We start from the raw sequence: 26,071 nt of genomic DNA on the forward strand, positions 1-26,071 counted from the left end.
GCGAGTGACATGGCGCGTCGCGTGACGCCGAGCGCCGTGTGAGGACGCCGGAGCAGCCTGGATCGTGCGGTTCCTGACCCCGCGCGGCCCTCGATGGTTCCGGTATCGGTGGGTCCCGCACATCCCCACGGTGTGCGGGGCCCTTTTCCATGTGTTCACCGGATAGGCTCAACGCCCTTGCGATCAGAGGCTGTTGAGACGAGGGGTGGGGCATGGGCGTGGCGATACGGACGGCCGACAGAGGCGACCGTGAGCTGGTCGCGCGGCTGTTGGACGCGGCGTTCCAGGACGATCCGGTCAGCGGGTGGATCTTTCCGGGGGCGGAGGAGCGGCGTACGACTCACCCGCTGCTGATGGCGGCCTTCTTCGACATCGTGCTCGACGAGGGCCGGGTGGACGTCACCGAGGACGGAACCGCCTGTGCGCTGTGGCTGCCGGTGCCTGCCGACGACGAGGGCGGCGAGGACGACGAGGGCGGTGAGGGCGGTGACGAGGATGGGTTCGCTCAGCTTCGGGAGGCGCTCGACCCGGGCAATGAGCGGATCGAGTTGATCGGGCGGCTCACCGCGGAGGTGCACCCCTCGGGGCGGGCGCACGAGTACCTGTGGCTGATCGGCGTCCATCCCGGGAGGCAGGGGGAGGGGTTGGGGACGGCCCTCATGGGGGCGGTCCTTGAGCGGTGTGACCGGGAGGGAGTGGCCGCGTATCTGGAGGCGAGCAGTGACCGGAGCCGGGAGTTGTACGAGCGGCTCGGGTTCGAGGTCGTGGCGGAGGGGCCGCTCGCGTTGCCGGACGGGCCTTTGATGTGGCCCATGTGGCGCGAACCGCGCGCTTCGCGATAGTGCCGGGACGGGGTGCGTCTCGCGGCTGAGCCTGAGCGGGGGTTGGACGTGCCTGCACGACAGAGCCGCGCATCGACACAGCCCCCCAAGGGCGTTGCCACGGCCGTCAGTCCAGAGGCACCACCGTCTCCACCACCCGCTCCACCAAACCGTCCGGCACCCCCACCCCCGGCAGCACCCCCTCCAGCACACCCGGCAACGTCAAGTGCTCCAACAGCAGCCCCAGCATGGCCAGATAGAGCACCGTGACCGTCCCGTCGTCGCCCGGTAGGCCCGCCTCCCGGTGGAAGCGCATGCCCTCCTCCAGGTCTGCCCGGACCGACTTGGTGTAGGAGGCGCGGAGTTCGGGGCGGCGGGTCGCCTCCAGGCGCATCTCCAGGAGGGCCAGGTAGCCCGTGCGGTCACGGGTCGCGCGGGATGTCAGGTCGTGCATGAGGGCCTTGACCAGGGAGCGGTCCTTCGGCCGTGTCAGCAGGTCGGCCACCACCTCGGGGTCCGGCGCGAGCCGTACGTGGAGGCGGGTGTCGATCTGGCGGAGCAGGTCGTCGCGGCCGGTGAAGTAGTTCGAGGCCGTGCCCACCGGGACCCCCGCCTCCGCGTCCACCGCGCGGAACGTCAGCCCCCGGGCCCCCTCGCGGGCGAGCACCTCGACCCCCGCGTCCACGAGCGCGGCCCGGCGCTCCGGATTGCTGGCCATGCGGAATCTCCCCTCCCAGTTGGGTCCGGTGCCGAAAACACCCTTGCGACCACTACAAACGAAGCACTACAACTGAAGCACTACAAACGAAGCACTACAACTGACGTGGTTCACCGGACAGAGCGCAGCCTACGAGAAGAGACCCGCTTGCGTAAGCTCACCTACCTCATCGCCTGCTCGATCGACGGCTTCATCGGGGACGAGAGCGGCGACGCGTCGTTCATGTACCCCTTCGTGGTCGGGGACTTCGCCGAGTACCTCAAGACGGAGCACCCCGACGTCAACCCGACCCATGTGCGCCGGCTCATCGGCACCGAGGACGTCCCGCTCAAGGAGTTCGACACCGTCGTCCAGGGGCGCGGCAGCTACGAGGTGGCGCTGAAGGAGGGCGTGACCAGCCCGTTCGCCCACCTCCGGGAGTACGTCGCCTCCCGCACGCTCACCGGGTCGCCCGACCCGCACGTCGAGATCATCGGCGCCGGACTGGTCGACAAGGTGCGCGAACTGAAGGCGGAGGACGGCGAGTTCGGCATCTACCTGTGCGGCGGCGCCGGGATCGCGGGCGAACTCCGCGACGAGATCGACGAACTGGTGGTCAAGACGTACCCGATCGTCCTCGGCACCGGCATGCCGATGTTCGGCTCCGGCTTCGCGGTCACCGAGTTCACGCTCGGCGCGACCCGCGCGTTCGACAACGGCGTGGTGGTGCGGACGTACACCAGGAAGCGCTGAGGGGAGCGCTGAGGCAAGCGCCGGGGGAAGCGCCGGCGGCTCCTTCGTCCTACCCTGAGGACATGGGCAGCGACGAACACGTCTGTCCCTCCTGCGGACAGCCGGTCGAGACGGTCGTACGGCGTCACAAGACGCTCGGTGCGTGGGTGCCGGTGTGGGTGGCCGGTCCGTGCCGCAATCAGGAGTGTGCGGCCTGTGCGGACGGGCAGGCCGAGTCCGGCGAGGGCCACGGTGGTGAACCGGCCACGAGGGAATCCTGGGAACCGTCACGAGAAGAATCCTGAGAACCATGTCGAGAACCCGGTCCCGGCTCCGACGTCCCCTGTGAGAAGCACGAGACGACGAAGGAGCGGAATCATGAAGTACCTGGTCATGGTGCAGGGAGCGCAGGTCGACTACGAGGCCATGCGCGGCAAGGCTTCCGAGCACTCGCCCGCCTGGAGCGAGCAGGAGATCCAGGCGATGTACGCCTTCATGGGCGCCGTCAACGACGACCTGTCCGAGACCGGCGAGTACGTCGACGGCCAGGGCCTCGCCGAGCCCGCGAAGGTCCGGCACGTCAGCCGGGGCGCGGACGGCAAGGCCGTGATCACCGACGGGCCGTACAGCGAGACCAAGGAACTGCTGTGCGGCTACTGGGTGCTGGAGTGCGAGAGCCTGGAGCGCGTCACGGAGATCGCCGAACGCATCGCCCAGTGCCCCCAGCCCGCCGGCGCCCCCGAGTACCCGGTGGTGATCCGGCCCATCCTGGACGGCGCCGGGGACATCTGAGGACCGTGCGGCCCACGAGCGAGACCGAGGACCTGCTGCGCCTGCACGCGCCGCAGGTCCTCGGCGCGCTGGTCCGGCGGTACGGCCGTTTCGACCTCGCCGAGGACGCCGTACAGGAGGCGCTGCTCGCCGCGGCCGGGCGGTGGCCGTCGGAGGGGCTGCCCGACAACCCGCGCGGCTGGCTGATCAGGGTGGCCTCGCGGCGGCTGACCGACGCGCTGCGGGCGGACGAGGCGCGGCGGGCGCGGGAGGAGCGGGCGGCGGCGCTGAGTGTGCGGGACACGGCCGTCGCGGACCGTGCGCCGCGCGCGGACGACACCCTGTCCCTGCTGTTCCTGTGCTGCCATCCGGAACTCCCGGCGCCCGCGCAGATCGCGCTCACCCTGCGCGCGGTCGGCGGTCTGACCACGGCGGAGATCGCGCGGGCGTATCTCGTCCCCGAGGCGACCATGGCGCAGCGCATCAGCCGGGCCAAGCAGAAGGTGCGGGGCGTGAGCTTCGGCCGACCGGAGAACTGGGCGGAACGGCTCCCGGCCGTCCTGCACACCCTCTACCTGATCTTCAACGAGGGCCATACGGCGACCTCGGGCCCGTCCCTCCAGCGGCGCGACCTCGCCGGCGAGGCGATCCGGCTGACCCGCACGGTCCACCGGCTGCTGCCCGACGACTGCGAGGTCACGGGCCTGCTCGCCCTGATGCTGCTCACCGACGCCCGCCGGGACGCCCGCACCCGCCCGGACGGGGACCTCGTGCCCCTCGACGAGCAGGACCGCGCCCGCTGGGACAAGGCCGCGATCGACGAGGGCGTCGCCCTGGTCACCCGGGCGCTGGCCCGCCGCCGTGCCGGGCCGTACCAGATCCGCGCGGCCATCGCCGCCGTGCACGACGAGGCGCCGTCCGCGGCGGAGACCGACTGGCGGGAGATCCTCGGGCTCTACGACGTTCTCGTACGGCTCGTTCCCGGGCCCGTGGAGCGGCTGAACCGGGCCGTCGCGGTCGCGATGGTGGCGGGCCCGGCGGCGGGGCTCGCGGAACTGGACACGCTCCCCGAGGAGTTGGGGCACCGCCTGGACGCCGTGCGCGGGCATCTGCTGGAGCGGTCCGGGTCCTACGACGACGCCCGCGCCGCCTACGAGTCGGCGGCCGGGAAGACCCTGAGCCGTCCCGAGCAGCGGTATCTCCAGGCGCGGGCGGCCCGGCTGAGGCGTTAGCGTGTCGGCATGTCCACACCGAACCGGATCGTGCACCTCACCGAGCGCTCCCTCTGGGAGGAGGCCCGGGCCCGGGGCACGTACGAGATCTCGACGCGCGGCCGCACGCTCCAGGAGGAGGGGTTCATCCACTGCTCGACGCGTGCGCAACTCCCGGGCACGGCACGGCGTTTCTTCGCCGGGGTGGCCGACCTGGTGGTCCTCGTCATCGACCCCGACCGGCTCGGCGTACCGCTGAAGTACGAGGCCGCGCGACCCGGCGGCGAGGAGTTCCCGCACGTCTACGGGCCGATCCCGGTGGACGCGGTGGTGGACGTGGAGGCGTGGGGGTGAGCGGACGTCGCCGGGTCTGGCTGTGGGCCGCGGCGGTCTGGGTGGCTCTCGTGGCCGTCGCGGGCGGTCTCACGCTCTGGCTCCAGGACTCCTCGGAGCCACCGGGGCCGGCGCTCTGGCAGCGCAGCGGTCCACAGCCGACGCTTCCCGAGGGCTGGGCCACGGCGTGCCCGGGACCGTCCCTCGACCCGGACACCACACGGGTGATCATCGTCTGCGGGGTCACGCGGGGGTAAGGGGCGCACCGGGTTCCGGGGCGCGCCGGGGTGGGCTGGGCACTGGTTTTCGGGTCGCGCCCGGCTGGGCAGATCATGGGTCTCGGGGGCGTGCCGGGGTGGGCTGGGCACCGGTTTCCGGGGCGCGCCCGGCTGGGCAGCCCGCCCGTCTCCGGGGTGTACCGGGCTGGGGAGCCGGCCGTTTTCGGATCGCGCCGGGCTAGGGAACCCACCGGGTTCTGGGGCACGCCAGGCTAAGCAGCCCGCCCGTCTCCGGGGTGTACCGGGCTGGGGAGCCCGTCGTTTTCGGGTCGCGCCAGGCTGGGCTGGGCACCGGCTTCCGGGGCACGCCCGGCCAGGCAGACCACTGGTCTCCGGGTCGCACAGGGCCAGACCCCCCACCGGTTCTCCGGCTCACCCCCCCGGCCAGGTAGCCCACGGTTCTCCGAGGCACGCCCGACCAGGCACCCCACCGCTCTCCGGCTCACCCCCGACCAGGCCCCCCACCCCTCACCGTCTCACCCCCGACCAGGCCCCCCACCGCTCACCGTCTCCCCCCCCGCCCAGGCACCCCACCCGTCTCCGGGTCGCGTCCCGTCAGGCAGTACAGGCCGCCCGTCGGGTCGTGCATGACCGTCCAGTGTGGGTGCTGGGCGACGAACTCGGCGCCCAGGTGCTCGTGTTCGGCTCGGGTCGCCTCGATGTCCGTGCAGGCGAGGTCCAGATGGGCGGCGGTGGGGCGTTCCTCGTCGAGTCGTTGGAGGAGGATGCGGACCGGGAGCCCGGGCGGGGGCTTGAGGACGTGGAACTCGGGGAGTGAGCCGGACAGTGACTCCCAGTCGGGCAACAGGGCGGCCCAGAAGGCGACTTCGGCGTCGTAGAGGGAAGGCGGCACGTCGAGGCAGACCTGGTCGAGACGGCTGCCGCGGAACACCGGCGGGCGCTCGGACTGTCCGCGCCAGGGATCGGTGCAGAACAGCTGGCCCGCGGGGGAGCGGAGCACGACCAACGTGCCCTGATCGGCGACCACATGAGCGCCGAGCGCCTGTGCCGCCTTCGCGAACTTCCGTACGTCGTCCACGCAGAAGTCGAGATGAGCGCCCCCGGGCCCGGACGCGACGGCCTGCACCTTCACGCAGGCGTCGGCCCCGCCGGAGGGCAGCAGTGTCACGAACTCCCGCCGCTCGCCCCGGAATTCGGAGAGCCGGGAGCCGGTGACAGCGGTCCAGAAGTCGCAGGCCGGGGCGAACCGGGGAACGGGCCGGTCGACGAAGGCGTACGTCCAGCGGGTAGTCATGCGGTGATCGTAGGCGCCGCTACTCCGATACCTCCATGAACCGCAGCATGTTGCCCGCCGGATCCCGGAAAGCGCAGTCCCGCACCCCGTACGGCATGTCCATCGGCTCCTGGATCACGTCGGCCCCGGACTCCCGCACGCGCGCGAACAACGCGTCGCAGTCGGTCGTCGTGAAGTTGACCCCCCGCAGCAGCCCCTTCGCCAGGAGCCGGGCCATGGCCTCCTTGTCCGCGGGCGAAGCGTCCGGATCCGCGGCCGGCGGCTCCAGGACGATGTCCACGTCCGGCTGGAGCGGCGAGCCGACCGTCACCCAGCGCATCCCCTCGTACCCGACGTCGCCCCGCACCTCCATGCCCAGGACGTCCCGGTAGAACGCGATCGCCTTGTCGTGGTCGTCGACGGCGATGAAACAGTTCTTGAGCTTGATGTCCATGGACTCACGTTAGGCCCGCCGGGGCCGGGTGTGCCTGCGGACCACGCACGGCGGGATCCCCGCGATCTCCTCGTGCGGCCGGGCCCGGTACGCGCTGGGCGTCTCCCCGACCAGCTCGGTGAAGCGGGAGCTGAAGGAGCCGAGGGAGGTGCACCCCACGGCCATGCAGACCTCGGTGACGGACAGGTCGCCCCGCCGCAGCAGGGCCTTCGCGCGCTCGATGCGCCGGGTCATGAGATAGCCGTACGGCGTCTCGCCGAAGGCCGTGCGGAAGCTGCGCTGGAAGTGGCCGGGTGACATCAGCGCGGTGCGGGCGAGCGCGGTGACGTCGAGGGGCTCGGTGTACTCGCGGTCCATCCGGTCGCGGGCCTGCCGCAGCCGTACGAGGTCCTCGATGCTCACCATCACGCCAGGATCGCACGATGCTCACGAGCTGGGCGCGCGGACCTGGAACGGGCTTTGCCTCACGTTCGCCTGCCGTATGGAAGCGCTTGTTCCCATGAGAGGCATGGACCACATCACGTTCCTCGTGGCGGTCGTCATCGTCACAGCCCTGGCCTTCGACTTCACCAACGGATTCCACGACACGGCCAACGCGATGGCCACGTCCATCGCGACCGGCGCCCTGAAACCCCGTACCGCGGTTCTGGTGAGCGGTGTCCTGAACATCGTGGGCGCCTTCCTGTCGACCGAGGTCGCCAAGACGATCTCCGGCGGCATCGTGGACGACACCCTGGTCACACCGGGGATGATCTTCGCGGGGCTGGTCGGAGCGATTCTGTGGAACCTGCTGACCTGGCTGATCGGTCTGCCCTCCAGCTCCTCGCACGCCCTCTTCGGCGGGCTCATCGGCGCGGTCTGGGTCGGTGCGGGTGAGCACGGCGTGCACTTCGACAAGGTCGTCGAGAAGATCCTGATCCCCGCCGTGGCCTCCCCCCTGGTGGCCGGTGTCGCCGCCCTGATCGCCACCTACCTCGCCTACAAGCTCACCGCCCGCGGCCGCAAGGACTCGGTGACGAAGGGCTTCCGGCTCGGCCAGATCGCCTCCGCGTCCCTCGTCTCCCTCGCGCACGGCACCAACGACGCCCAGAAGACCATGGGCGTCATCACACTGACCCTCATCTCCGCCGGCGCGCTCGGCCACGAAGCCGGTCCGCCGGTCTGGGTGATCGCCTGCGCGGGTCTCGCGATCGGTCTCGGCACCTACCTCGGCGGCTGGCGGATCATCCGCACCATGGGCAAGGGGCTCACGGAGATCCAGTCCCCGCAGGGCTTCGCCGCGGAGACCGCGTCCACGACGGTCATCCTGACCTCAGCGCACCTCGGCTTCGCGCTGTCCACCACGCAGGTCGCCTCCGGCTCCATCCTCGGCGCGGGCCTCGGCCGGCGGCTCGCGGAGGTCCGCTGGGGCATCGCGGGCAAGATGGTGCTCGCCTGGCTGATCACCCTGCCCGCCGCCGCGCTGGTCGGCGGCGTCTCCGCGAGCGCGGTCAAGCACGGCGGCAACTTCGGCACCGTCGTCGTCGCCCTGATCGGGGCGGCCGTGGCCGCGGGCATCGTGCTGATCTCCCGCCGCAACCCGGTGAGCCACCACAACGTGAACGACGCCCACGAGGTCACCATCCGCACCGAGCCGCCGACGCCCGTCGGTACGGCCGCCTGAGTCCTCCCCAGGAGTTCCTGTCATGAGCATCGACTGGACCGCACTCGGCCAGGTCACCGCGGTGAGCATCGGCGTCACCATCGCCGTGGTCGTCGTCTTCGCCCTCGGCGTACTCGGTCTCGCCCGATTCGAGGGCGCGAGGGAGGATGGCGGAGGTGGCACGTCCACGTTCGGCATCGCCCAGGCCGGCCTGTGCTTCCTCGCCTGCGCGGCGGTGGTGGCGTACGGCATCTATCTGATCGTGCCGCAGTTCCACTGAGAGGGGAGCAGGGATGACGCCCCTGATGACCGACCTGAAGGTCGACTACACCGACCCGGACGATCCCGTGCTCATCCGTCCGGACGGCAGCCCGATCGACACCTGGCGGGAGAACTACCCCTACGCGCACCGCATGGAGCGCAAGGAGTACGACTGGCACAAGCGGCTCCAGCAGATCGAGCTGCTGAAGCTGCAGAGCTGGATCAAGGAGACCGGCCGTCGGCTCGTCATCGTCTTCGAAGGGCGGGACGCGGCCGGCAAGGGCGGCACCATCAAGCGCTTCACGGAGCACCTGAACCCCCGTGGCGCGCGGGTGGTGGCGCTGGAGAAGCCGACCGAGCGCGAGCAGGGGCAGTGGTACTTCCAGCGGTACGTCGAGCATCTGCCGACGGCCGGTGAGATCGTGCTGTTCGACCGGTCCTGGTACAACCGGGCGGGCGTCGAGCGGGTCATGGGCTTCTGCTCCGACGACCAGTACCGGCGCTTCATGCGCCAGACGCCGGCGTTCGAGCGGATGCTCGTGGACGACGGCGTGGACCTGCTGAAGTTCTGGTTCTCGGTCTCGCAGGGCGAGCAGCGCACCCGCTTCACGATCCGTCAGGTCGACCCGGTACGGCAGTGGAAGCTCAGCCCCATGGACCTCGCGTCCCTGGACCGCTGGGACGACTACACCGCCGCCAAGGTCGCCATGTTCCGCGACACCGACACCGACCACGCCCCGTGGACGGTGGTCAAGAGCAACGACAAGAAGCGCGCCCGCGTCGAGGCCATGCGCAGCGTCCTGGCCCGCTTCGACTACCACGACAAGGACGACGAGGTCGTCGGTACACCGGACCCGCGCATCGTGGGCGCGGCGGCGGGCCTGCTGGAGGCGGGCGAGGACGACCACGAGGGCCGCCGCTAGCCCACCGCCACGGCGAAGGGGCCCGGTCGGTGCGACCGGGCCCCTTCGGGGTTCCCGTTGACCTGCGATGGTGCACCGATCGCGGGTCGGCGGAGGCTGACGGGGGAGTCAGGCCTTCTTGGTCTCCCAGAAGATCTTGTCGATCTGGGCGATGTAGTCCAGGGCCTTCTGGCCCGTGGCCGGGTCGGTCGAGGCCTTGGCGGCCGAGAGGGCCTTGAGGGCGTCGTTGACCAGCTGGTGCAGCTCCGGGTACTTCTCGAAGTGCGGGGGCTTGAAGTAGTCGCTCCAGAGCACGGAAACGTGGTGCTTCGCGAGCTCGGCGCGCTGCTCCTTGATGACCGTGGCACGGGCCTGGAAGTGCGGGTCGTCGTTGGCGGCCATCTTGTCCTGCACGGCCTTCACCGACTCCGCCTCGATGCGGGCCTGGGCCGGGTCGTACACACCGCAGGGCAGGTCGCAGTGTGCGCTGACCTTGACCTTGGGGGCAAACAGGCGGGAAAGCATGGAGCATTCCTTCCTCGTGATCGTCTTCTCAGGTGCGACATTACTCCCTGGGAGAGGCGAATTCGCGAGTGCCCCCATGGGCTTAGGACAAAAGTCCGGGGTCAGACTGAGACTGGTGGATGAACGTACCGGGGAGGTGCCGGGGATGCCGGAGCTGTCGCAGGAGACCGAGCGGGGGAGGTCCTTGCTGGCCTTCGTGGGAGTGGCCGAGGTGACCGGTCCGTCGATGGTGCCCACCCTCCGGCACGGCGACCGGCTCGTCGTGCACTGGGGGGCCAGGGTCGGCCCCGGCGATATCGTGATCCTGCGCCATCCCTTCCAGCAGGACCTGCTCGTCGTGAAGCGGGCCGTGGAGCGGCGCGAGGGCGGCTGGTGGGTCCTCGGCGACAACGCCTTCGCCGGCGGCGACAGCACGGACTACGGCGTCGTACCGGAGGATCTCGTGCTGGGGAAGGCCCGGCTGCGGTACCGGCCGTTCACCTCGGATCAGCGCTCGCCGCTGGCCGCCGCGCGCTGGGCGCTGTCCGCGCTGCGGCCCGTCTTCCCCGACCGGTCGGCCTCCAGGCGCTTGCGGGCCCGGTAGGCGGCCACGTTGGCGCGGGTGGCGCAGCGGTCGGAGCAGTAGCGCCGGGAGCGGTTGGTGGAGGTGTCGAGGTAGGCGTTGCGGCACGGGGCCGCCTCGCACAGGCCGAGGCGGTCCACGCCGTACTCGGTGAGGTGGAAGGCCAGGCCCATCGCCGCGATGGCCGCGTACCCGGCGGTGGCGTTGGACGGGTGGTCCGCGAGGTGCATGTGCCACAGCGGGCGGCCGTCGTCGTCGCGGAAGTCGTGCCCGGAGATCTGCGGGCTCACCGGGAACTCCAGGAGCAGTGAGTTCAGCAGGTTCACCGCCGACTCCTCGTCGCCCTCGTCCGCCGCCTCGAAGACCGCCCGCAGCCGCGCCCGCACCGAGCGGAAGCGGGTGACGTCGGCGTCGGTGGCCCGCCGGCCCGCCTCCTGACTGACCCCGAACAGATCGCGGACGGCCTCGACCGAGGTCAGGGAGTCCTTGCCCCGGGCCGGGTCCTCGCTGTTGACCAGACGTACGGCGTAGTCCGAGTAATAGGCCAGTTCCACTTGTAGTCCTTACGGAGGCGTTCTATCGTCGTGGTGCGGTCGGGTAACAGCTGATCGTGCTTCCAGGGTATTACGACAGTGGGTGGACAGGGGGCTTTGATGGCGACGGGTGTCGGCACCGACTGGCAGGCCTGGCAGGAGAGCTGGGACCGGCAGCAGGAGTGGTACATGCCGGACCGCGAGGAGCGGTTCCGGGTCATGCTCGACATGGTGGAGGCCCTCGTCGGACCCGCACCGCGCGTCCTCGACCTCGCGTGCGGCACCGGCACCATCACCGCCCGGCTGCTCGCCCGCTTCCCGGGGGCCACCAGCACCGGCGTCGACCTGGACCCCGCGCTGCTCACCATCGCGCGCGGCACCTTCGCGGGCGACGACCGGGTGACCTTCGTCGAGGCCGACCTGACGGACCCGCACTGGCCCACGCGGCTGCCGCACGAGTCGTACGACGCGATTCTCACCGCGACCGCCCTTCACTGGCTGCGCCGTGACCCCCTCGCCGCACTCTACGGCCGGATCTCCGAACTGGCCCGGCCCGGCGGTGTGTTCATGAACGCCGACCACATGACCGACGACAGCACGCCCCGCATCAACGCGGCCGAGCGGGCCCAGCGGCACGCGCTCATGGAGCGGGCCCGCGGCGACGGCGCCCTCGACTGGGCCGACTGGTGGCAGCTCGCCGCCGAGGACCCGGTCCTCGCCGAGCCGACCGCCCGCCGCTTCGAGATCTACGGCGAGCACGCCGAGGGCGAGACCCCCTCGGTCCAGTGGCACGCGCGCGTGCTGCGCGAGCACGGCTTCGACGAGGCCAGGCCGGTGTGGTGCTCACCGTCGGACACACTGCTGCTCGGCCTGAAGCGGCGCTGACCCTGGGAGCGAGTCAGGGGCACATGGCCGTGCATGAACGAGGGGCGGTACGGATCCAGGATCCGTACCGCCCCTCGTCCTCGCTGGGGTCAGAGCACCTTCGACAGGAACGACCTCGTGCGTTCGTGCTGAGGGTTCGTCAGGACCTCGCGAGGGTCGCCGGACTCGACGACCACACCGCCGTCCATGAAGACGAGGCTGTCGCCGACCTCGCGGGCGAAGCCCATCTCGTGGGTGACGACGACCATCGTCATGCCGGACTCGGCGAGGTCGCGCATGACGTCGAGGACGTCACCGACCAGCTCCGGGTCGAGCGCCGAGGTCGGCTCGTCGAAGAGCATCAGCTTCGGGTCCATCGCCAGGGCCCGCGCGATGGCCACCCGCTGCTGCTGGCCACCGGAGAGCTGGGAGGGGTAGTTCCCGGCCTTGTCGGCCAGCCCGACCCGCTCCAGGAGCTCCCGCGCACGGTCCCTGGCCTGGCTCTTGGCCACGCCCTTGACCTGCACCGGAGCCTCCATGACGTTCTCCAGCGCCGTCATGTGCGGGAACAGGTTGAAGCGCTGGAAGACCATGCCGATGTCCCGGCGCTTCAGCGCGACCTCGCTGTCCTTGAGCTCGTAGAGCTTGTCGCCCTTCTGGCGGTAGCCGACCAGCTCGCCGTCGACGTAGAGCCGGCCGGCGTTGATCTTCTCCAGGTGGTTGATGCACCTGAGGAAGGTGGACTTGCCCGAGCCGGAGGGGCCGATGAGGCAGAACACCTCGCCGGACTTCACCTCCAGGTCGATGCCCTTGAGGACCTCGACGAGTCCGAAGGACTTGTGGACGCCTTCGGCCTTCACCATGGCTGTCATGCGGTGCCTCCCGCCGACGAACGGTTCGACAGGGACAGCAGGTTCGCCTTGATCTTCTGGAACGGCGTGTCCGGGAGCATACGGCTGGAGCCGCGGGCGTAGTACCGCTCAAGGTAGTACTGGCCGACGCTGAAGACCGAGGTCAGCACCAGGTACCAGGCGGCGGCGAGGAACAGCATCTCGGCCGGTGCGCCGGAGGTCTGCCCGATGTCCTGGGCGACCCGGAGCAGCTCCGAGTACTGGACCACGGACACCAGCGAGGTCGTCTTCAGCATGTTGATGACCTCGTTGCCCGTGGGCGGCACGATCACGCGCATCGCCTGCGGGATGACGATCCGGCGCAGCGTCCTGCCGTGGCTCATGCCCAGCGCGTGCGACGCCTCGGTCTGGCCCTCGTCGACCGAGAGCAGGCCGGCCCGGCAGATCTCCGCCATGTACGCCGCCTCGTTGAGCCCGAGGCCCAGCAGCGCCGTCAGGAACGGGGTCATGAACTGCGACCACTCGTCCTTGTAGATCGGCCCGAGGTTGATGTACTCGAAGACCAGGCCCAGGTTGAACCAGACGATGAGCTGGACCAGGACCGGGGTGCCGCGGAAGAACCAGATGTAGAACCACGCGATGGACGAGGTCACCGGGTTCTTCGACAGCCGCATCACGGCCAGCAGGATGCCGCCGACGATGCCGATGAGCATGCACAGCACCGTGAGCAGCAGGGTCTTGCCCACACCGCTGAGGACGCGGTCATTGAAGAAGTAGTCCGGGATCGCGCCCCAGTTGATCTTGCCCTGGGAGAACGCGTAGACGATCGCGCCCAGCAGGGCGAGCGCGATCACGGCGGAGACGTACCGCCCGTAGTGACGGACCGGGATGGCCTTGATGGCCTCCGGGCCGGCCGGCGGGGTGTCCGCCGGCCCGTCCGTCTTGTCGATGTCAGCAGTCACGGGTATTGCCTTTCAGTGCCGCGGTCCGCGGTCACTTGCCGCCGTTGACGGCGGCCTTGGTCACGGCGCCGTCCTCGACGCCCCACTTCTTCAGGACCTTGCCGTAGTCGCCGTTCGCGATGATCGCGTCCAGGGCGGCCTGGAGGGCGTCGCGCAGCTGGGTGTCGTTCTTGGCGACCGCGATGCCGTACGGGGCCGCCTCGACCTGCTCGCCGACGATCTGGAAGTCCTTGCCGCCGCCGGAGTGCGCGACCGCGTACGCGGCGACCGGGAAGTCGGACGAACCGGCGTCCGCGCCGCCCGCGCGCAGGCGGGTCTGGGCCTGCTGGTCGGTGTCGAAGGGCTCGATGGCCAGCTTCTTGCCGCCCGTGCACTTCTTGGCCTCGGCCTTGGCGAGGTCCTCGGAGACCGAGCCGCGCTGCACCACGATCTTCCGGCCGCACAGGTCCGACCACGACTTGATGTCGGTGTTCTTGCCCTTCTGGGTGTAGATCGAGACACCGGCGGTGAAGTAGTCCACGAAGTCGACGCCCTCGCCGACCTTCTTGCCGGTCTCGGAGTCGACGCCCTCCTGGCGGTCCTTCGTGTCCGTCATGGCCGACATGGCGATGTCGTACCGGTCGGAGCGCAGACCCGTGATCAGGGTGTCGAAGGTGCCGTTCTCGAACTCGAACTTCACGCCGAGCTGCTTGCCCATGGCGTCGGCGAGGTCCGGGTCGATACCGGCCGTCTTGCCGGCGTCGTCCTTGAACTCGACCGGCGCGTACGCGATGTCCGAGCCGACCTTGATGACGCCCTTGTCGCGGATCTCCTTGGGCAGCTTGTCGGCCAGCGGGGCGGAGGACGTGCCGGCGGAGCTGGAGCTGTCCGAGCCGCTGTCGTTGGTCTGGTCACCGCAACCGGTGAGAAGCAGGGCGCCTGCGACCGCGATCGCACCTACCGCGGCTGTCCTGGTGCGCGCGACGGTCGTACGACGGGTGGAGCGTGCGGTCATGGTGGGTTCCTCCGGCGGATGGGTGGAGTTGCCGATGGGCGGGAGGCGTCGCCGACGGCTTCGGCGGGGGCCTTGGATCCTGGTGGGTCCTCGGGTCGACGAGAGCACACGTCTTCGAGCGCCGCGACCTCGTGTGATTACGGCATCTTGCCATTCGGACTGGACCATTCAGGGAGACGGTCATGTCAAAATCGGATAACGGGTGACCCCCGAACCGCCCGATGTCCGTACATCCTGACCGGATCATCTGCGGGAATCTGACATTCCGGCCGGAAGATCTTCGGTGTCGACTCCTTGCCGAGGGGCCGCGAGGACGTGGCCGTATACCGACCCCATGATTCATGTCACCTGCATCCGGTGATCGATGATCGATTTGGGCTCCGGCATGTGACCTTGCACGTATTGGACTCGTCCTCGAAGCCGGTCGTCCGGTAAGAAGGTTCTTTACACCCCTCATCCGGGGCTCAGGGCGCGTGTGCGGCGCGCCCGTCGCGCATCGGCCCGTACGTATCCGTATAGGTCCACGGCGTATGTGTCCACGACGTACGCGTCTACGACGTATGTGTCCACGACCGGGGCTGTGCGCGGTGCCCGCCCGCTCCTCAACCAGGAGCGGCCACCCTCAAACCATGAAGACCTAAGGGGTAAGACAAAGTGGCAGCGGAGATCGTCAATCCTCGCAGCGACAGCGATACGGGCCAGGACGGCGGGGCGGAGCCCCTCGACTCCTTCGACCCCGCGTTCGCGCTGCACCGCGGCGGCAAGATGGCTGTGCAGGCCACCGTGCCGGTCCGCGACAAGGACGACCTGTCCCTCGCGTACACGCCCGGCGTGGCGAAGGTGTGCAGCGCCATCGCCGAGCAGCCGGAACTCGTCCACGACTACACGTGGAAGTCGTCCGTGGTCGCCGTCGTGACCGACGGTACGGCCGTGCTGGGGCTCGGTGACATCGGGCCAGAGGCCTCCCTCCCGGTCATGGAGGGCAAGGCGATCCTGTTCAAGCAGTTCGGCGGGGTGGACGCGGTTCCGCTCGCGCTGGCCTGCACCGACGTCGACGAGATCATCGAGACCGTGGTCCGGCTCGCCCCGTCCTTCGGCGGTGTGAACCTCGAGGACATCTCGGCTCCCCGGTGCTTCGAGATTGAGAAGCGGCTCCAGGAGCGGCTCGACATTCCCGTCTTCCACGACGACCAGCACGGTACGGCCGTCGTGACGCTGGCGGCCCTGCGGAACGCGGCGCGGCTGAGCGGGCGGACCATCGGAGATCTTCGTGCGGTGATCTCCGGGGCGGGGGCGGCCGGGGTCGCCATCGCCAAGATGCTCGTCGAGGCGGGGATCGGGGACGTCGCCGTCGCCGACCGGCGGGGTGTCGTGTCCGGGGACCGGGACGACCTCACGTCCGTGAAGCGGGAGCTCGCCGGGTTCACCAACAAGGCTGGGCTGACCGGGTCCCTGGAGGACGCGCTGGCCGGGGCGGACGTCTTCATCGGCGTCTCCGGCGGGACGGTGCCGGAGGCTGCCGTCGCGTCCATGGCGGACGGGGCGTTCGTCTTCGCCATGGCCAACCCGAACCCCGAGGTCCACCCCGATGTCGCGCACAAGTACGCGGCCGTGGTGGCTACCGGGCGGTCCGACTTCCCGAACCAGATCAACAACGTGCTGGCGTTTCCGGGGATCTTCGCGGGGGCGCTTCAGGTGCGGGCCTCTCGGATCACGGAGGGGATGAAGATCGCGGCGGCGGAGGCGTTGGCTGCTGTGGTCGGGGACGATCTCGCGGCCGACTATGTGATTCCTTCGCCGTTCGATGAGCGGGTGGCGCCTGCGGTTACTGCGGCGGTGGCTGCGGCGGCTCGGGCGGAGGGGGTTGCTCGGCGCTGAGGTTTTTGGGCCGTTGGGTGGTTGTCTGCGGGTGCGTGGGGGCTGGCGTTTTTGCGCAGTTCCCCGCGCCCCTGGGGTGCCTGCGGCGGCCTGCTCGGCTTCGGTGGGGGCGTGTGTAGCGCGTGCGGGTGTGTTGTGGGTCGGGGCCGGGGTGGGGGGTATCCGTCCTCGGTCCGGCGGCTCGGCCACTTGAGCAGGTCTCGGTAACGGACGCCGGCCGCTGCGGGCGGACACCCCCCACCCCGTCCCCTGCGCACCGTCGGCGGCCAACGGCCCGTGGTGGCGCGCGTGGGGCGCCGCGGTCGAGGGGGGGGGCGGGTATCGGCGCAGGCCGGCTGCAACTCCTCAGGGGCGCGGGGAACTGCGCGACAAGCCCCCACTCGCCCGCAGCCGCCCCACAACCGAACCCGGCACCCCAACAGGCGTACTCCGCAACAGGGCGTGTGTCACAACGCGTTCCCGTTCCCCGTGTCGCCGACGGACCCTATCGTCAAGGTCATGTTCGCTGTCTACGCCGCCCGAATCGACCGCGACAACCCCCTCTCGGGACTGGAATTGGGGGAGCGCCCGGCCCCTGAGGTCCGGCCGGGTTGGAGTGTCGTCGATGTCAAGGCCGCTTCTCTCAATCACCACGACCTCTGGTCCTTGCGGGGCGTCGGCCTCGCGGAGGACACCCTGCCGATGATCCTCGGCTGTGACGCCGCCGGTGTCGATGCGGACGGCAATGAGGTCGTCCTGCACTCCGTCATCGGGCAGAGCGGGCACGGGGTGGGTCCCAAGGAGCCCCGGTCCATCCTGACCGAGCGTTATCAGGGGACGTTCGCCGAGCAGGTGACCGTGCCGACCTGGAACGTCCTGCCCAAGCCGAAGGAGCTGTCCTTCGCCGAGGCCGCCTGTCTGCCGACGGCCTGGCTGACGGCGTACCGGATGCTGTTCACGAACGCGGGCGTACGGCCCGGGGACTCCGTGCTGGTGCAGGGCGCCGGCGGTGGGGTCGCCACCGCGGCCATCGTGCTCGGGAAGGCCGCCGGGCTGAGGGTCTTCGCCACCAGCCGGGACGAGGCCAAGCGGAAGCGTGCCGTGGAGCTGGGTGCCGTGGAGGCGGTGGAGTCGGGGGCGCGGCTCTCGCAGCGGGTGGACGCCGTCATCGAGACCGTCGGCGCGGCCACCTGGTCGCACTCGGTGAAGTCGCTGAAGCCCGGTGGAACGTTGGTCATCTCGGGTGCCACGAGCGGTGACCGCCCCTCGCACGCCGAACTGACCCGGATCTTCTTCCTGGAGCTCAAGGTCGTGGGGTCGACCATGGGGACCAAGGACGAGCTGGAGGATCTGCTCGCGTTCTGCGCGGCCACGGGTGTGCGTCCCGTCATCGACGAGATCCTGCCGATGGACCGGGCCCGTGAGGGCTTCCAGCGGGTCGAGTCCGGTGAGCTGTTCGGGAAGATCGTGCTTTCCAACGATTGATCTTCCGCCCTTCTTGTCTTGATTGTTCTTGTCGACGGCCGATCCGGGTACGGGTCGGCCGTCCGCGTTTGTCAACTATGGTTGACGGGAGGTGGGGTGTCAACGTAGGTTGACGCCATGACCGAAGCAACGGATCTCGCCGAGCGCGCGGGCGATCGCGATCCCCGGATCGGACTGCGCGCCGTCGCCGCGCTGCGCCGGCTGCTGGAGCAGTTGGAGGCGGTGCAGGTGCGCAGTGCGCGCCATCAGGGCTGGTCGTGGCAGGAGATCGCCGCCGAACTCGGGGTGAGCAGGCAGGCCGTGCACAAGAAGTACGGGAGGCATTGATGTTCGAGCGGTTCACGAAAGACGCCCGTGCGGTGGTCATGAGCGCGGTCGAGCACGCGGAGGCTACGGGGGCCGGGTCCGTCGACGCCGAGCATCTGCTCCTCGCCCTCCTCGAACGCGAGGGCAGCCGCGCCTCCTTCGCACTCGCCGCCCTCGGGCTCACCGAGCGAGGGGACGCTGTACGGGAGGCCCTGGGGGAGGCGCGACGGCGGGCCGGGCTGTCCCAGGCCGACGCCGAGGCACTCGCCGGGCTCGGTATCGATGTCTCGGAGATCGTCGCCCGCGTGGAGGAGGTCCACGGAGTCGGTGCGATGTCCGGTGGCACCGAGGGCAAGGCGTGGTGGTCCGGGAGGCGCACCTTCGGGCGGGGCGCCAAGGAGATCCTGGAGAAGGCCCTGCGGATCACCGTGGCCCGGCGCGACCGCCATGTCGGCGACGAGCACATCCTGCTCGCCCTGACGGTCAGGCCCGGGGTGGCGGGAGAGGTGCTCGCGGATCACGGCGTGACTTACGAGTCGGTCATGCGTGTTCTCTACGGGGGTGGCGGGGAGGTGAAGGCGGGCTGAGGGGACGGGAGACGGGAGGGGGACACTCCCCCCCGGGGGGGGCAGTACGGCATCGCCGGCTCTCGGGCCGGCCGTACTGCCCACGCCCCGTCGTCTCACGCCTTCGGTGTCCTCAGCAGTGCTCCTATGTGGGCCGCCGCCGTCGACAGGTGGCGGCGGGCGTCGCGGAGCTGGTCGGCCGTGATGCCGTGGTCGCGGGCCGCGTCGCGGATGTCGTCCCGGAAACGGTCGAGCAGGCGGTCCAGGTCGCGGGACGGGTTTCCGGTCGGGTACTCGTGGGCCCAGGACGGTTCGTACTCGCCGGGGAAGTCCTCGGGGGTGTCCGCGTACTCGGGGGCCGGTGGCGTCTTGCCTGTCTTGCCCTCGGTCCGCACGCCGCCCCGGCCGAAGCCGAAGTCCTTCCCGAACTCCTTGCCGTAGTCCTTCCCGAACTCGCCGAACTCCTTGGCCAGTTCGGTCAGCCCCTCGCGCACCCCCGTAGGCCAGTCGCCGCGTGCGAAGTGGTCCTGCACCTGCTCCTGGACCCGCCGGGCGATGCGCTGCACCTCCTCCTGGGCCTGCTCCCTCGCCCGGTCCTGGGCCTCCTTGGCCTGGCGGCGGGCCCGCTGGGCCTCCTCGCGGGCGCGGCGGCTCTCGTCCTTGGCGCGCCGGGCCTGTTCCTTCCACTCCTGCTTGACGCGGCGCATCTCCTCCTTGGCGGCGCGCCAGGACTCGTTGTCGGCGTACTCCGTGAAGTCCCCGAAGGGGCCCTCGTGTCCGCCGCCGGTGCCCTTGGTGCCGCCGCCGGTGCCGCGGCGGGCCTCGGTCGCGGCGGCCCGCATCTCGCGCCGCAGGTCGCCCGCCGCGCCGCGTACGTCGGCCCGGATCTCGGCGGCCAGCTCGGCGACCGACTCGCGGATCTCCAGCTCCAGGTCGGCCAGTTCGCCGCTGCGGTCGGCCAGCTCGGCACGGCCCGCGTCGGTGATGGCGTACACCTTCCGGCCACCCTCAGTGGTATGGGTGACCAGGCCTTCCGCCTCCAGCTTGGCCAGGCGGGGGTAGACGGTGCCCGCCGAGGGGGCGTACAGGCCCTGGAAGCGCTCCTCCAGGAGCCGGATCACCTCGTAGCCGTGGCGCGGGGCCTCGTCCAGCAGCTTCAGCAGGTAGAGGCGGAGGCGGCCGTGGGCGAAGACGGGGGGCATGTCAGAGCACCTTCTTGTCGGTCGTGCCGTCGGCCGGGGTGGGGGTCGGGCCGGAAACGGGATTGTCTCGCGAGGTGCGGTGCTCGCCGTCTGCCGGGTCGGAGGGGGCGGGGGAGTCGACCGGGTCAGCGGGATCAACAGGGTCTGCGGGATCAACAGGGTCTGCGGGGTCTGCCGGATCAACAGGGTCGACCGGGTCGGAAGCCCCCGTTCCAGCGGGCCTGCCCGCGCCCGCGTCCCTAGCCGCGCTCGTGCCAGCCGCACCCGCGTCCGCCCCGCCGTCCTTCACGAACGGATCCGTCTCCCACGGCTCCTCCTCGTCGTCCTCCCGAGGTGGCCGCCGGAGAAGGGCGATCGAGCCCGAGACCGTGGTCGCGCGGAGCTTTCCGGTGCCTGCGCCGAGGCGGCCGGTGACCTTGTGGGCGCCCCACTGGCCGTGTACCCGTAGGCCGTCGAAGGCGTTGGAGATCGTCCCGCTGGCGGTGTTGGCCTCCACCTCCGCGTCCGCGGGCTGGGGGAGGCGGATGGCGATCTCGCCGGAGACGCTGGTGAGGCGTACGTCGGTGGGGCCGTCCGGGTCGAGGTCGACGATCATCGAGCCGCTGACAGAGTCGGCCCGCACGGAGGGGCCGGAGCCCTCCACGACGGTGAGATCCCCGGAGACGGAGTTGAAACGGAGGTCGCCGGTGACGGCCTGGGCCTCCAGGTTCCCCGAGACGGTGTCCGCGCGGACGGTGCCGGAGACGCCGACCAGGGTCGTGTCGCCGTTGACCCCCTTCACCACCGACGGGCCGCGCAGCCCCGACACGACGGCCCCGGCGCTGACCACGCCCACCTCGACGCGGGTCTCGGCCGGCACGGCCAGGGAGACGACCGCGCTGCGCCGCCAGCCCTTGCGGTCGAGCCACTTGAGGAAGCCCTTCCAGGGCAGGTCCTCGTAGGCGACGGTGAGGGTGCCGCCCTCCTGGGTGACGACCAGGGGCGGTCCCTCGATCTCGGAGACCTCCAGGCGCGCGGAACCTTCGTCCGTGCCCACCACGTTCACCGTTCCGTTGACGATGCGTACGTGGAGTTCGCGTACGGGCTCGTCGAAGGTGAGCTTCCTGGGCTCAGTGACGGACCACTCGGACATGGTGCAGACCTCCCCGTAGCAACGCGCCATATCGCGTCTCCTGCAATTCACGATATATCGTGGACGTCGAAAGTCAAGACACTCTTTCCAGGGATACTCGGGGCTGGAAATATGACGAAGCATGGCAAATGCCCCTAGCGTGTGACCATGTCCACGGCACGCTCCTCCCGTACCGGCCCCTCGGGCCGCGCAGGTCCCGCCCCTGGTGCCCTGCTGCTCTGCCGGGCCGCACCGGACGCCGTCGCCCCCGCCGCCCGGCTGCTGCGCGAGCGCATGCTGCTCACGGGCGCGGGTGACGAGTGGAGCGTTCTCGTACCGGAGGGGAAGCCCTGGCTGGGCGGTGAGGAGCCGGTCGACCGCGTCCTCACCGGCTGGGCCACCGCCCTGGCCGTGGGCGCTCCCTGGCCCGTTCTCGCGCTGTGGTGGGACGCCGACCGCGGCGGCTACACCCTCGCGTCCGGCTTCCGCCGCCCGGTCGGCTATGTCTGGCTCACCAACGGCACCCCGGCCGGCGAGGACGAGGCCATGCGCACCTTCGCCGCCCGTCTGTCCCTCGACCCCGTGCTGGACGTCCAGTCCCTCGACCACCTGACGAAACCGGACCCGGCATCCGACGCCCGGGCCCGCCTCCGCGGCCTGCTGGCGGTCCTCACGCGCGCGGGCCTGACCCTCCCCGCCGGCCTCACCCCCGGCGAACCCGCCGACCGCCTCCGCGAAGTCGCCCGCGTCCAGCCGAACGCCCGGTCCGTCGAGGCGGACGGCTGGCGGGACGTCGTACAGGGCGAGTTCGAGGCCGTGGCAGGCCGCCGCCTGACCCCCTGGCTCCCCTGGTCCGGCGACCCCAGGGCCCGCACCCTGTCCCTGGCCCAGGTGGCGACCGGCCTCCCCCTGACCGCCTGGGCCCTACGACACCGCAGCGGTGGCTGGCTCACGGCGGGGGCGCTGCTGCTCGCGCACGGCGCGCTGGGACTGGCGTACGACCTCACGCGCCCGCGCGACTGACAGACCAGCCTGCGCGACTGACTGCCCGACTGACCGACGCGCCCGCACGACTGACCGACCCGCCCGCGCGACTGAAACCCAAAAAGGCGCCCCCGAAGAGGCGCCCCGCGTCACGCCGTCCTACTCGTCGTCGTCCTCGTCGTCCAGCCGGGCCAGCCACGTGGCCAGCCGCTCCACCGGCACCTCGAAGTCCGGATTCAGATCGACGAACGTACGCAGCTGCTCGGCCAGCCACTCGAAGCTGACCTCCTCCTCGCCGCGTCGCTTCTCCAGCTCTTCGATGCCTCGGTCGGTGAAGTACATGCCTCAAGGATATGTGGGGGAAAACGGCCGGGCCGCACCCCTGAGAGGGGTGCGGCCCGGCCGCCGAGCGTGATCCGCGTGAGCGGTTACGCCTCGAACACCTCCCGGACCAACTGCTCCTGCTCAGCCTGGTGCCGCTTCGCCGACCCCACCGCAGGCGAGGAGCCGTGCGGGCGGGAGATCCGACGCAGGCGCTCGCCGTGCGGGACGTCCGCGCCGACCGCCAGGTCGAGGTGGTCGATCAGGTTGAGGGCGATGAACGGCCAGGCGCCCTGGTTCGCCGGCTCCTCCTGGGCCCAGAGGTACTTCTCGGCGTTCGGGTACTTGGCGATCTCGGCCTGGACCTCGGCACCCGGCAGGGGGTACAGGCGCTCCAGGCGGATGATCGCCGTGTCCGTGACACCGCGCTTCTGACGCTCGGCCTCAAGGTCGTAGTAGACCTTGCCGGCGCAGAAGACGACCTTCTTGACCGCGTTCGCCTCCACCGTCGAGTCGCCGATGACCGGGCGGAACTGACCCGACGTGAACTCCTCCGTCTTCGACGCGGCGGCCTTGAGGCGCAGCATCGACTTCGGGGTGAAGACCACCAGCGGCTTGTGGTGCGGGTTGTGCACCTGCCAGCGGAGAAGGTGGAAGTAGTTCGACGGGAGCGTCGGCATCGCGACCGTCATGTTGTTCTGGGCGCAGAGCTGGAGGAAGCGCTCCACGCGCGCGGACGAGTGGTCCGGGCCCTGGCCCTCGTAGCCGTGGGGGAGCAGCAGGGTGACGCCGGACGTCTGGCCCCACTTCTGCTCCGCCGCCGAGATGTACTCGTCGACCACCGTCTGCGCGCCGTTGACGAAGTCGCCGAACTGCGCCTCCCACATCACGAGCGCGTCGGGGCGGGCCAGCGAGTAGCCGTACTCGAAGCCCATGACCGCGTACTCGGAGAGCAGGGAGTTGTAGACGTTGTAGCGGGCCTGGTCCTCGGCGAGGTACTGGAGCGGGGTGTGCTCCTCGCCCGTCTCGCGGTTGATGAGGACCGCGTGGCGCTGGCCGAAGGTGCCGCGCTGGGAGTCCTGGCCGGAGAGGCGCACCGGGGTGCCTTCGAGCAGCAGGGAGCCGACGGCCAGCGTCTCGCCCATGCCCCAGTCGATCGTCCCGTCCTCGACCATCGCCGCCCGGCGCTGCAGCTGGGGCAGCAGACGCGGGTGGACGTGGAAGGTGTCGGGGATGTTGACCTGGGACTCGGCGATCCGCTTCACGGTCTCCGAGGAGATCGCGGTGGAGACGGCGACCGGGAACTCGGCCTGCGGGTCGGAGACGGGACCGGCGGCCGGCTGGGCCGTGACGGCCTCGCGGACCTCGGTGAAGACCTTCTCCAGCTGGCCCTGGTAGTCCTGGAGGGCCTGCTCGGCCTCTTCCAGGGTGATGTCGCCGCGACCGATGAGGGACTCGGTGTACAGCTTGCGCACCGAGCGCTTCTTGTCGATCAGGTCGTACATCAGGGGCTGGGTGAAGGCCGGGTTGTCCGACTCGTTGTGACCGCGGCGGCGGTAGCAGATGAGGTCGATCACCACGTCCTTGTTGAACGCCTGACGGAACTCGAAGGCCAGGCGGGCCACGCGGACCACGGCCTCCGGGTCGTCGCCGTTCACGTGGAAGATCGGGGCCTCGATCATGCGGGCCACGTCGGTGGCGTACATGGAGGAGCGCGAGGACTCGGGCGCCGCCGTGAAGCCGACCTGGTTGTTGATGACGATGTGGACGGTGCCGCCGGTGCGGTAGCCGCGCAGCTGCGACATGTTCAGCGTCTCGGCCACCACGCCCTGGCCCGCGAAGGCCGCGTCACCGTGCAGGGCGACCGGCAGGACGGTGAAGTCCGTGCCGCCCTTGTTGATGATGTCCTGCTTGGCGCGGGCGATGCCCTCGATGACCGGGTCGACCGTCTCCAGGTGGGACGGGTTCGCGGCCAGCGAGACGGTGATCTGCTCGCCGTCCAGGCCCGTGAAGGTGCCCTGGGCGCCCAGGTGGTACTTCACGTCGCCGGAGCCGTGCATCGACTTCGGGTCGAGGTTGCCCTCGAACTCGCGGAAGATCTGGGCGTACGACTTGCCGACGATGTTGGCCAGGACGTTCAGGCGGCCGCGGTGGGCCATGCCGATGACGACCTCGTCGAGACGGGACTCCGCCGCCGAGTCGAGCACCGCGTCGAGCAGCGGGATGACGGACTCGCCGCCCTCCAGGGAGAAGCGCTTCTGGCCGACGTACTTCGTCTGGAGGAAGGTCTCGAAGGCCTCCGCGGCGTTCAGCCGGCGCAGGATGCGCAGCTGCTCCTCGCGCTCCGGCTTGGAGTGCGGGCGCTCGATGCGGTCCTGGATCCACTTGCGCTGCTTCGGGTCCTGGATGTGCATGAACTCGATGCCGGTGGTGCGGCAGTACGAGTCGCGCAGCACGCCGAGGATGTCGCGCAGCTTCATCATCGACTTGCCGGCGAAGCCGCCGACCGCGAACTCCCGCTCCAGGTCCCACAGGGTGAGGCCGTGCTCGGTGATGTCCAGGTCGGGGTGCTTGCGCTGCTGGTACTCCAGCGGGTCGGTGTCGGCCATGACGTGGCCGCGGACCCGGTAGGAGTGGATCAGCTCGAAGACGCGGGCGGCCTTAGTGACGTCGTCGTCGTGGGAGGCGTCGATGTCCTTGAGCCAGCGGACCGGCTCGTAGGGGATGCGCAGCGCCTCGAAGATCTCGTCGAAGAAGTCGTTCTCGCCGAGCAGGAGGTTCGCGACGATCCGCAGGAACTCGCCGGAGGCGGCGCCCTGGATGACCCGGTGGTCGTAGGTCGACGTGAGCGTCATGACCTTCGAGATGCCGAGCTTGTTCAGGGTGTCCTGGGAGGTGCCCTGGAACTCCGCGGGGTAGTCCATGGAGCCGACGCCCATGATGACCGACTGGCCGGGCATGAGGCGCGGCACGGAGTGGACCGTACCGAGGCCGCCCGGGTTCGTCAGGGAGACCGTGACGCCCGAGAAGTCGTCCATCGTCAGCTTGCCGTCGCGGGCGCGGCGGACGATGTCCTCGTAGGCCTGCCAGAACTCGAAGAAGTTCAGCGTCTCGGCCTTCTTGATGCCCGCGACGACCAGCTGGCGGTCGCCGTTGGGCTTCACCAGGTCGATGGCGAGGCCGAAGTTGATGTGCGGCGGCTTGACGAGGGTGGGCTTCCCGTCCTTCTCCGCGTAGTGCCAGTTCATCGACGGCATGGCCTTGATGGCCTGCACCATCGCGTAGCCGATGAGGTGGGTGAAGGAGATCTTCCCGCCCCGGGCACGCTTCAGATGGTTGTTGATGACGATGCGGTTGTCGAAGAGCAGCTTCACCGGGACCGCGCGCACGGACGTGGCCGTGGGCAGCTCCAGCGAGGCGTTCATGTTCTTCGCGACCGCGGCGGCGGGGCCGCGCAGCGTGATCATCTCGGGGCCCTCGGGAGCCGCCGTGACCTCACCGGCCTTCGGACGGCCCGGCAGCTTCGCGGCGGCCGGAGCCGGGGCGGCCTGCGCCGGAGCGGCCTTGGGTGCCGGAGCAGCGGCGGCGGGCGCGGCCTTGGCGGGCGCCGCA

Annotated in this window: 30 protein-coding genes; 17 read left to right on the forward strand and 13 right to left on the reverse strand. The window is 70.2% G+C overall.

The genetic code is table 11. The features are described 5' to 3' along the window. Nucleotides 1-212: 212 nt before the first annotated feature. Nucleotides 213-842, forward strand: a complete 630-nt coding sequence (locus tag G3I78_RS41830) for a GNAT family N-acetyltransferase (RefSeq protein ID WP_164434781.1) — start codon at nt 213-215, stop codon at nt 840-842. A 106-nt stretch (nt 843-948) separates the two neighbouring features. Here G3I78_RS41830 and G3I78_RS41835 read toward each other — a convergent pair whose 3' ends face one another. Beyond that, entirely contained in the window at nt 949-1,539 is a 591-nt protein-coding gene (locus G3I78_RS41835; protein WP_164434783.1) for a TetR family transcriptional regulator, read from the reverse strand. Nucleotides 1,540-1,686: 147 nt separating this feature from the next. Between G3I78_RS41835 and G3I78_RS41840 the strand changes: the two genes are divergently transcribed. The 6 genes from G3I78_RS41840 to G3I78_RS41865 all read left to right on the forward strand — a co-directional run bounded on the left by G3I78_RS41840 (nt 1,687) and on the right by G3I78_RS41865 (nt 4,822). After that, nucleotides 1,687-2,271 (forward strand): dihydrofolate reductase family protein, encoded by a 585-nt coding sequence (locus tag G3I78_RS41840; protein ID WP_164434785.1) that lies wholly within the window; start codon nt 1,687-1,689, stop codon nt 2,269-2,271. A gap of 62 nt (nt 2,272-2,333) precedes the next feature. Next, nucleotides 2,334-2,555 (forward strand): hypothetical protein, encoded by a 222-nt coding sequence (locus G3I78_RS52450; protein WP_164434787.1) that lies wholly within the window; start codon nt 2,334-2,336, stop codon nt 2,553-2,555. Nucleotides 2,556-2,628: 73 nt separating this feature from the next. Further along, nucleotides 2,629-3,042, forward strand: a complete 414-nt coding sequence (locus G3I78_RS41850) for a YciI family protein (protein ID WP_164434789.1) — start codon at nt 2,629-2,631, stop codon at nt 3,040-3,042. 5 nt (nt 3,043-3,047) lie between these two features. Continuing rightward, nucleotides 3,048-4,253 (forward strand): sigma-70 family RNA polymerase sigma factor, encoded by a 1,206-nt coding sequence (locus G3I78_RS41855; RefSeq protein WP_164434791.1) that lies wholly within the window; start codon nt 3,048-3,050, stop codon nt 4,251-4,253. A 9-nt stretch (nt 4,254-4,262) separates the two neighbouring features. Beyond that, nucleotides 4,263-4,586, forward strand: coding sequence for a DUF952 domain-containing protein (locus G3I78_RS41860; RefSeq protein WP_164434794.1), 324 nt, complete (start codon nt 4,263-4,265; stop codon nt 4,584-4,586). Then, the gene (locus tag G3I78_RS41865) at nt 4,583-4,822 is read left to right on the forward strand and encodes a hypothetical protein (RefSeq protein ID WP_343243977.1); all 240 of its coding nucleotides are present in this window, start codon (nt 4,583-4,585) and stop codon (nt 4,820-4,822) included. The genes G3I78_RS41860 and G3I78_RS41865 overlap by 4 nt, the downstream gene beginning before the upstream one ends. A 523-nt stretch (nt 4,823-5,345) precedes the next feature. On the opposite strand, the gene G3I78_RS41870 is transcribed toward G3I78_RS41865, so the two are convergent. The 3 genes from G3I78_RS41870 to G3I78_RS41880 are packed head-to-tail and all read right to left on the reverse strand — an operon-like array spanning nt 5,346 to nt 6,936. After that, entirely contained in the window at nt 5,346-6,098 is a 753-nt protein-coding gene (locus G3I78_RS41870) for a VOC family protein (protein ID WP_164434798.1), read from the reverse strand. 19 nt (nt 6,099-6,117) lie between these two features. Then, the gene (locus G3I78_RS41875) at nt 6,118-6,531 is read right to left on the reverse strand and encodes a VOC family protein (protein WP_164434800.1); all 414 of its coding nucleotides are present in this window, start codon (nt 6,529-6,531) and stop codon (nt 6,118-6,120) included. Nucleotides 6,532-6,540: 9 nt separating this feature from the next. Next, nucleotides 6,541-6,936: a helix-turn-helix transcriptional regulator gene (locus G3I78_RS41880; RefSeq protein WP_164434802.1), complete on the reverse strand. Its 396-nt coding sequence runs from the start codon at nt 6,934-6,936 to the stop codon at nt 6,541-6,543. 103 nt (nt 6,937-7,039) lie between these two features. On the opposite strand from G3I78_RS41880, the gene G3I78_RS41885 reads away from it, so the two are divergent. Genes G3I78_RS41885 through ppk2 form a run of 3 tightly spaced genes read left to right on the forward strand, consistent with a single transcriptional unit; the run spans nt 7,040 to nt 9,357 of the window. After that, nucleotides 7,040-8,194 (forward strand): inorganic phosphate transporter, encoded by a 1,155-nt coding sequence (locus tag G3I78_RS41885; protein ID WP_164434804.1) that lies wholly within the window; start codon nt 7,040-7,042, stop codon nt 8,192-8,194. A 22-nt stretch (nt 8,195-8,216) separates the two neighbouring features. Further along, nucleotides 8,217-8,453 carry a hypothetical protein gene (locus G3I78_RS41890; protein ID WP_164434806.1) on the forward strand — a complete coding sequence of 79 codons (237 nt, stop codon included), beginning with the start codon at nt 8,217-8,219 and terminating at the stop codon, nt 8,451-8,453. A gap of 13 nt (nt 8,454-8,466) precedes the next feature. Further along, complete coding sequence (ppk2, locus tag G3I78_RS41895; protein WP_164434808.1) at nt 8,467-9,357, forward strand: polyphosphate kinase 2; 891 nt, start codon at nt 8,467-8,469, stop codon at nt 9,355-9,357. Nucleotides 9,358-9,465: 108 nt separating this feature from the next. Here the strand turns inward: ppk2 and sodN are convergent, their stop codons facing one another. Next, entirely contained in the window at nt 9,466-9,861 is a 396-nt protein-coding gene (gene sodN / locus G3I78_RS41900; protein WP_005480378.1) for a superoxide dismutase, Ni, read from the reverse strand. A gap of 145 nt (nt 9,862-10,006) precedes the next feature. Here sodN and sodX point away from each other — a divergent pair, with 145 nt between their 5' ends. Further along, the gene (gene sodX / locus G3I78_RS41905) at nt 10,007-10,444 is read left to right on the forward strand and encodes a nickel-type superoxide dismutase maturation protease (RefSeq protein ID WP_164434853.1); all 438 of its coding nucleotides are present in this window, start codon (nt 10,007-10,009) and stop codon (nt 10,442-10,444) included. On the opposite strand, the gene G3I78_RS41910 is transcribed toward sodX, so the two are convergent. Beyond that, nucleotides 10,348-10,977, reverse strand: a complete 630-nt coding sequence (locus G3I78_RS41910; protein WP_164434810.1) for a CGNR zinc finger domain-containing protein — start codon at nt 10,975-10,977, stop codon at nt 10,348-10,350. The two genes, sodX and G3I78_RS41910, sit on opposite strands and share 97 nt — an antisense overlap. A 99-nt stretch (nt 10,978-11,076) precedes the next feature. Between G3I78_RS41910 and G3I78_RS41915 the strand changes: the two genes are divergently transcribed. After that, entirely contained in the window at nt 11,077-11,841 is a 765-nt protein-coding gene (locus G3I78_RS41915) for a class I SAM-dependent methyltransferase (RefSeq protein WP_164434812.1), read from the forward strand. 89 nt (nt 11,842-11,930) lie between these two features. On the opposite strand, the gene G3I78_RS41920 is transcribed toward G3I78_RS41915, so the two are convergent. Genes G3I78_RS41920 through G3I78_RS41930 form a run of 3 tightly spaced genes read right to left on the reverse strand, consistent with a single transcriptional unit; the run spans nt 11,931 to nt 14,627 of the window. Then, a complete protein-coding gene (locus tag G3I78_RS41920) occupies nt 11,931-12,692 on the reverse strand; it encodes an amino acid ABC transporter ATP-binding protein (protein WP_164434814.1) in 762 nt (253 codons plus the stop codon). Beyond that, a complete protein-coding gene (locus G3I78_RS41925; RefSeq protein WP_164434816.1) occupies nt 12,689-13,633 on the reverse strand; it encodes an amino acid ABC transporter permease in 945 nt (314 codons plus the stop codon). Before G3I78_RS41925 ends, G3I78_RS41920 begins: the two co-directional genes overlap by 4 nt. A gap of 31 nt (nt 13,634-13,664) precedes the next feature. Then, nucleotides 13,665-14,627 (reverse strand): ABC transporter substrate-binding protein, encoded by a 963-nt coding sequence (locus G3I78_RS41930; protein WP_164434818.1) that lies wholly within the window; start codon nt 14,625-14,627, stop codon nt 13,665-13,667. Nucleotides 14,628-15,281: 654 nt separating this feature from the next. Between G3I78_RS41930 and G3I78_RS41935 the strand changes: the two genes are divergently transcribed. The 4 genes from G3I78_RS41935 to G3I78_RS41950 all read left to right on the forward strand — a co-directional run bounded on the left by G3I78_RS41935 (nt 15,282) and on the right by G3I78_RS41950 (nt 18,862). Continuing rightward, on the forward strand, nt 15,282-16,505 hold the full coding sequence (locus tag G3I78_RS41935; protein ID WP_164434820.1) for an NADP-dependent malic enzyme: 1,224 nt from the start codon (nt 15,282-15,284) through the stop codon (nt 16,503-16,505). A gap of 498 nt (nt 16,506-17,003) precedes the next feature. Beyond that, nucleotides 17,004-17,969 carry a zinc-binding dehydrogenase gene (locus tag G3I78_RS41940; RefSeq protein ID WP_164434822.1) on the forward strand — a complete coding sequence of 322 codons (966 nt, stop codon included), beginning with the start codon at nt 17,004-17,006 and terminating at the stop codon, nt 17,967-17,969. 117 nt (nt 17,970-18,086) lie between these two features. Continuing rightward, a complete protein-coding gene (locus G3I78_RS41945; protein ID WP_164434823.1) occupies nt 18,087-18,296 on the forward strand; it encodes a helix-turn-helix domain-containing protein in 210 nt (69 codons plus the stop codon). Next, a complete protein-coding gene (locus tag G3I78_RS41950; protein ID WP_164434825.1) occupies nt 18,296-18,862 on the forward strand; it encodes a Clp protease N-terminal domain-containing protein in 567 nt (188 codons plus the stop codon). Before G3I78_RS41945 ends, G3I78_RS41950 begins: the two co-directional genes overlap by 1 nt. Before the next feature lie 95 nt (nt 18,863-18,957). On the opposite strand, the gene G3I78_RS41955 is transcribed toward G3I78_RS41950, so the two are convergent. Both G3I78_RS41955 and G3I78_RS41960 read right to left on the reverse strand, forming a co-directional pair. After that, a complete protein-coding gene (locus tag G3I78_RS41955) occupies nt 18,958-20,043 on the reverse strand; it encodes a PadR family transcriptional regulator (RefSeq protein WP_164434827.1) in 1,086 nt (361 codons plus the stop codon). Between the two features lies 1 nt (nt 20,044). After that, nucleotides 20,045-21,175, reverse strand: coding sequence for a DUF4097 family beta strand repeat-containing protein (locus G3I78_RS41960; protein ID WP_164434829.1), 1,131 nt, complete (start codon nt 21,173-21,175; stop codon nt 20,045-20,047). A gap of 147 nt (nt 21,176-21,322) precedes the next feature. On the opposite strand from G3I78_RS41960, the gene G3I78_RS41965 reads away from it, so the two are divergent. Beyond that, entirely contained in the window at nt 21,323-22,177 is an 855-nt protein-coding gene (locus G3I78_RS41965; protein WP_164434831.1) for a hypothetical protein, read from the forward strand. A 120-nt stretch (nt 22,178-22,297) separates the two neighbouring features. Here the strand turns inward: G3I78_RS41965 and G3I78_RS41970 are convergent, their stop codons facing one another. Together G3I78_RS41970 and G3I78_RS41975 are read right to left on the reverse strand one after the other, a co-directional pair. Next, entirely contained in the window at nt 22,298-22,480 is a 183-nt protein-coding gene (locus G3I78_RS41970; protein ID WP_164434833.1) for a DUF6104 family protein, read from the reverse strand. Between the two features lie 86 nt (nt 22,481-22,566). Further along, the coding region (locus tag G3I78_RS41975; RefSeq protein WP_164434835.1) for a multifunctional oxoglutarate decarboxylase/oxoglutarate dehydrogenase thiamine pyrophosphate-binding subunit/dihydrolipoyllysine-residue succinyltransferase subunit at nt 22,567-26,071 on the reverse strand (3,505 nt) is incomplete at its 5' end.

Origin of the sequence: Streptomyces sp. SID13726 (genome assembly GCF_010548375.1) — a bacterium.
In the GTDB taxonomy this organism is placed as follows: domain Bacteria; phylum Actinomycetota; class Actinomycetes; order Streptomycetales; family Streptomycetaceae; genus Streptomyces.

Coding starts and splice junctions, on each gene's coding strand:
- G3I78_RS41885 (WP_164434804.1), top strand. CDS start 7,040: ATGGACCACATCACGTTCCTCGTGGCGGTCGTCATCGTCACAGCCCTG.
- G3I78_RS41960 (WP_164434829.1), bottom strand. CDS start 21,175: ATGTCCGAGTGGTCCGTCACTGAGCCCAGGAAGCTCACCTTCGACGAG.
- G3I78_RS41940 (WP_164434822.1), top strand. CDS start 17,004: ATGTTCGCTGTCTACGCCGCCCGAATCGACCGCGACAACCCCCTCTCG.
- sodX (WP_164434853.1), top strand. CDS start 10,007: ATGCCGGAGCTGTCGCAGGAGACCGAGCGGGGGAGGTCCTTGCTGGCC.
- G3I78_RS41830 (WP_164434781.1), top strand. CDS start 213: ATGGGCGTGGCGATACGGACGGCCGACAGAGGCGACCGTGAGCTGGTC.
- G3I78_RS41915 (WP_164434812.1), top strand. CDS start 11,077: ATGGCGACGGGTGTCGGCACCGACTGGCAGGCCTGGCAGGAGAGCTGG.
- G3I78_RS41890 (WP_164434806.1), top strand. CDS start 8,217: ATGAGCATCGACTGGACCGCACTCGGCCAGGTCACCGCGGTGAGCATC.
- G3I78_RS41950 (WP_164434825.1), top strand. CDS start 18,296: ATGTTCGAGCGGTTCACGAAAGACGCCCGTGCGGTGGTCATGAGCGCG.
- G3I78_RS41880 (WP_164434802.1), bottom strand. CDS start 6,936: ATGGTGAGCATCGAGGACCTCGTACGGCTGCGGCAGGCCCGCGACCGG.
- ppk2 (WP_164434808.1), top strand. CDS start 8,467: ATGACGCCCCTGATGACCGACCTGAAGGTCGACTACACCGACCCGGAC.
- G3I78_RS41965 (WP_164434831.1), top strand. CDS start 21,323: ATGTCCACGGCACGCTCCTCCCGTACCGGCCCCTCGGGCCGCGCAGGT.
- G3I78_RS41835 (WP_164434783.1), bottom strand. CDS start 1,539: ATGGCCAGCAATCCGGAGCGCCGGGCCGCGCTCGTGGACGCGGGGGTC.
- sodN (WP_005480378.1), bottom strand. CDS start 9,861: ATGCTTTCCCGCCTGTTTGCCCCCAAGGTCAAGGTCAGCGCACACTGC.
- G3I78_RS41930 (WP_164434818.1), bottom strand. CDS start 14,627: ATGACCGCACGCTCCACCCGTCGTACGACCGTCGCGCGCACCAGGACA.
- G3I78_RS41955 (WP_164434827.1), bottom strand. CDS start 20,043: ATGCCCCCCGTCTTCGCCCACGGCCGCCTCCGCCTCTACCTGCTGAAG.
- G3I78_RS41860 (WP_164434794.1), top strand. CDS start 4,263: ATGTCCACACCGAACCGGATCGTGCACCTCACCGAGCGCTCCCTCTGG.
- G3I78_RS41870 (WP_164434798.1), bottom strand. CDS start 6,098: ATGACTACCCGCTGGACGTACGCCTTCGTCGACCGGCCCGTTCCCCGG.
- G3I78_RS41850 (WP_164434789.1), top strand. CDS start 2,629: ATGAAGTACCTGGTCATGGTGCAGGGAGCGCAGGTCGACTACGAGGCC.
- G3I78_RS41970 (WP_164434833.1), bottom strand. CDS start 22,480: ATGTACTTCACCGACCGAGGCATCGAAGAGCTGGAGAAGCGACGCGGC.
- G3I78_RS41945 (WP_164434823.1), top strand. CDS start 18,087: ATGACCGAAGCAACGGATCTCGCCGAGCGCGCGGGCGATCGCGATCCC.
- G3I78_RS41920 (WP_164434814.1), bottom strand. CDS start 12,692: ATGACAGCCATGGTGAAGGCCGAAGGCGTCCACAAGTCCTTCGGACTC.
- G3I78_RS52450 (WP_164434787.1), top strand. CDS start 2,334: ATGGGCAGCGACGAACACGTCTGTCCCTCCTGCGGACAGCCGGTCGAG.
- G3I78_RS41875 (WP_164434800.1), bottom strand. CDS start 6,531: ATGGACATCAAGCTCAAGAACTGTTTCATCGCCGTCGACGACCACGAC.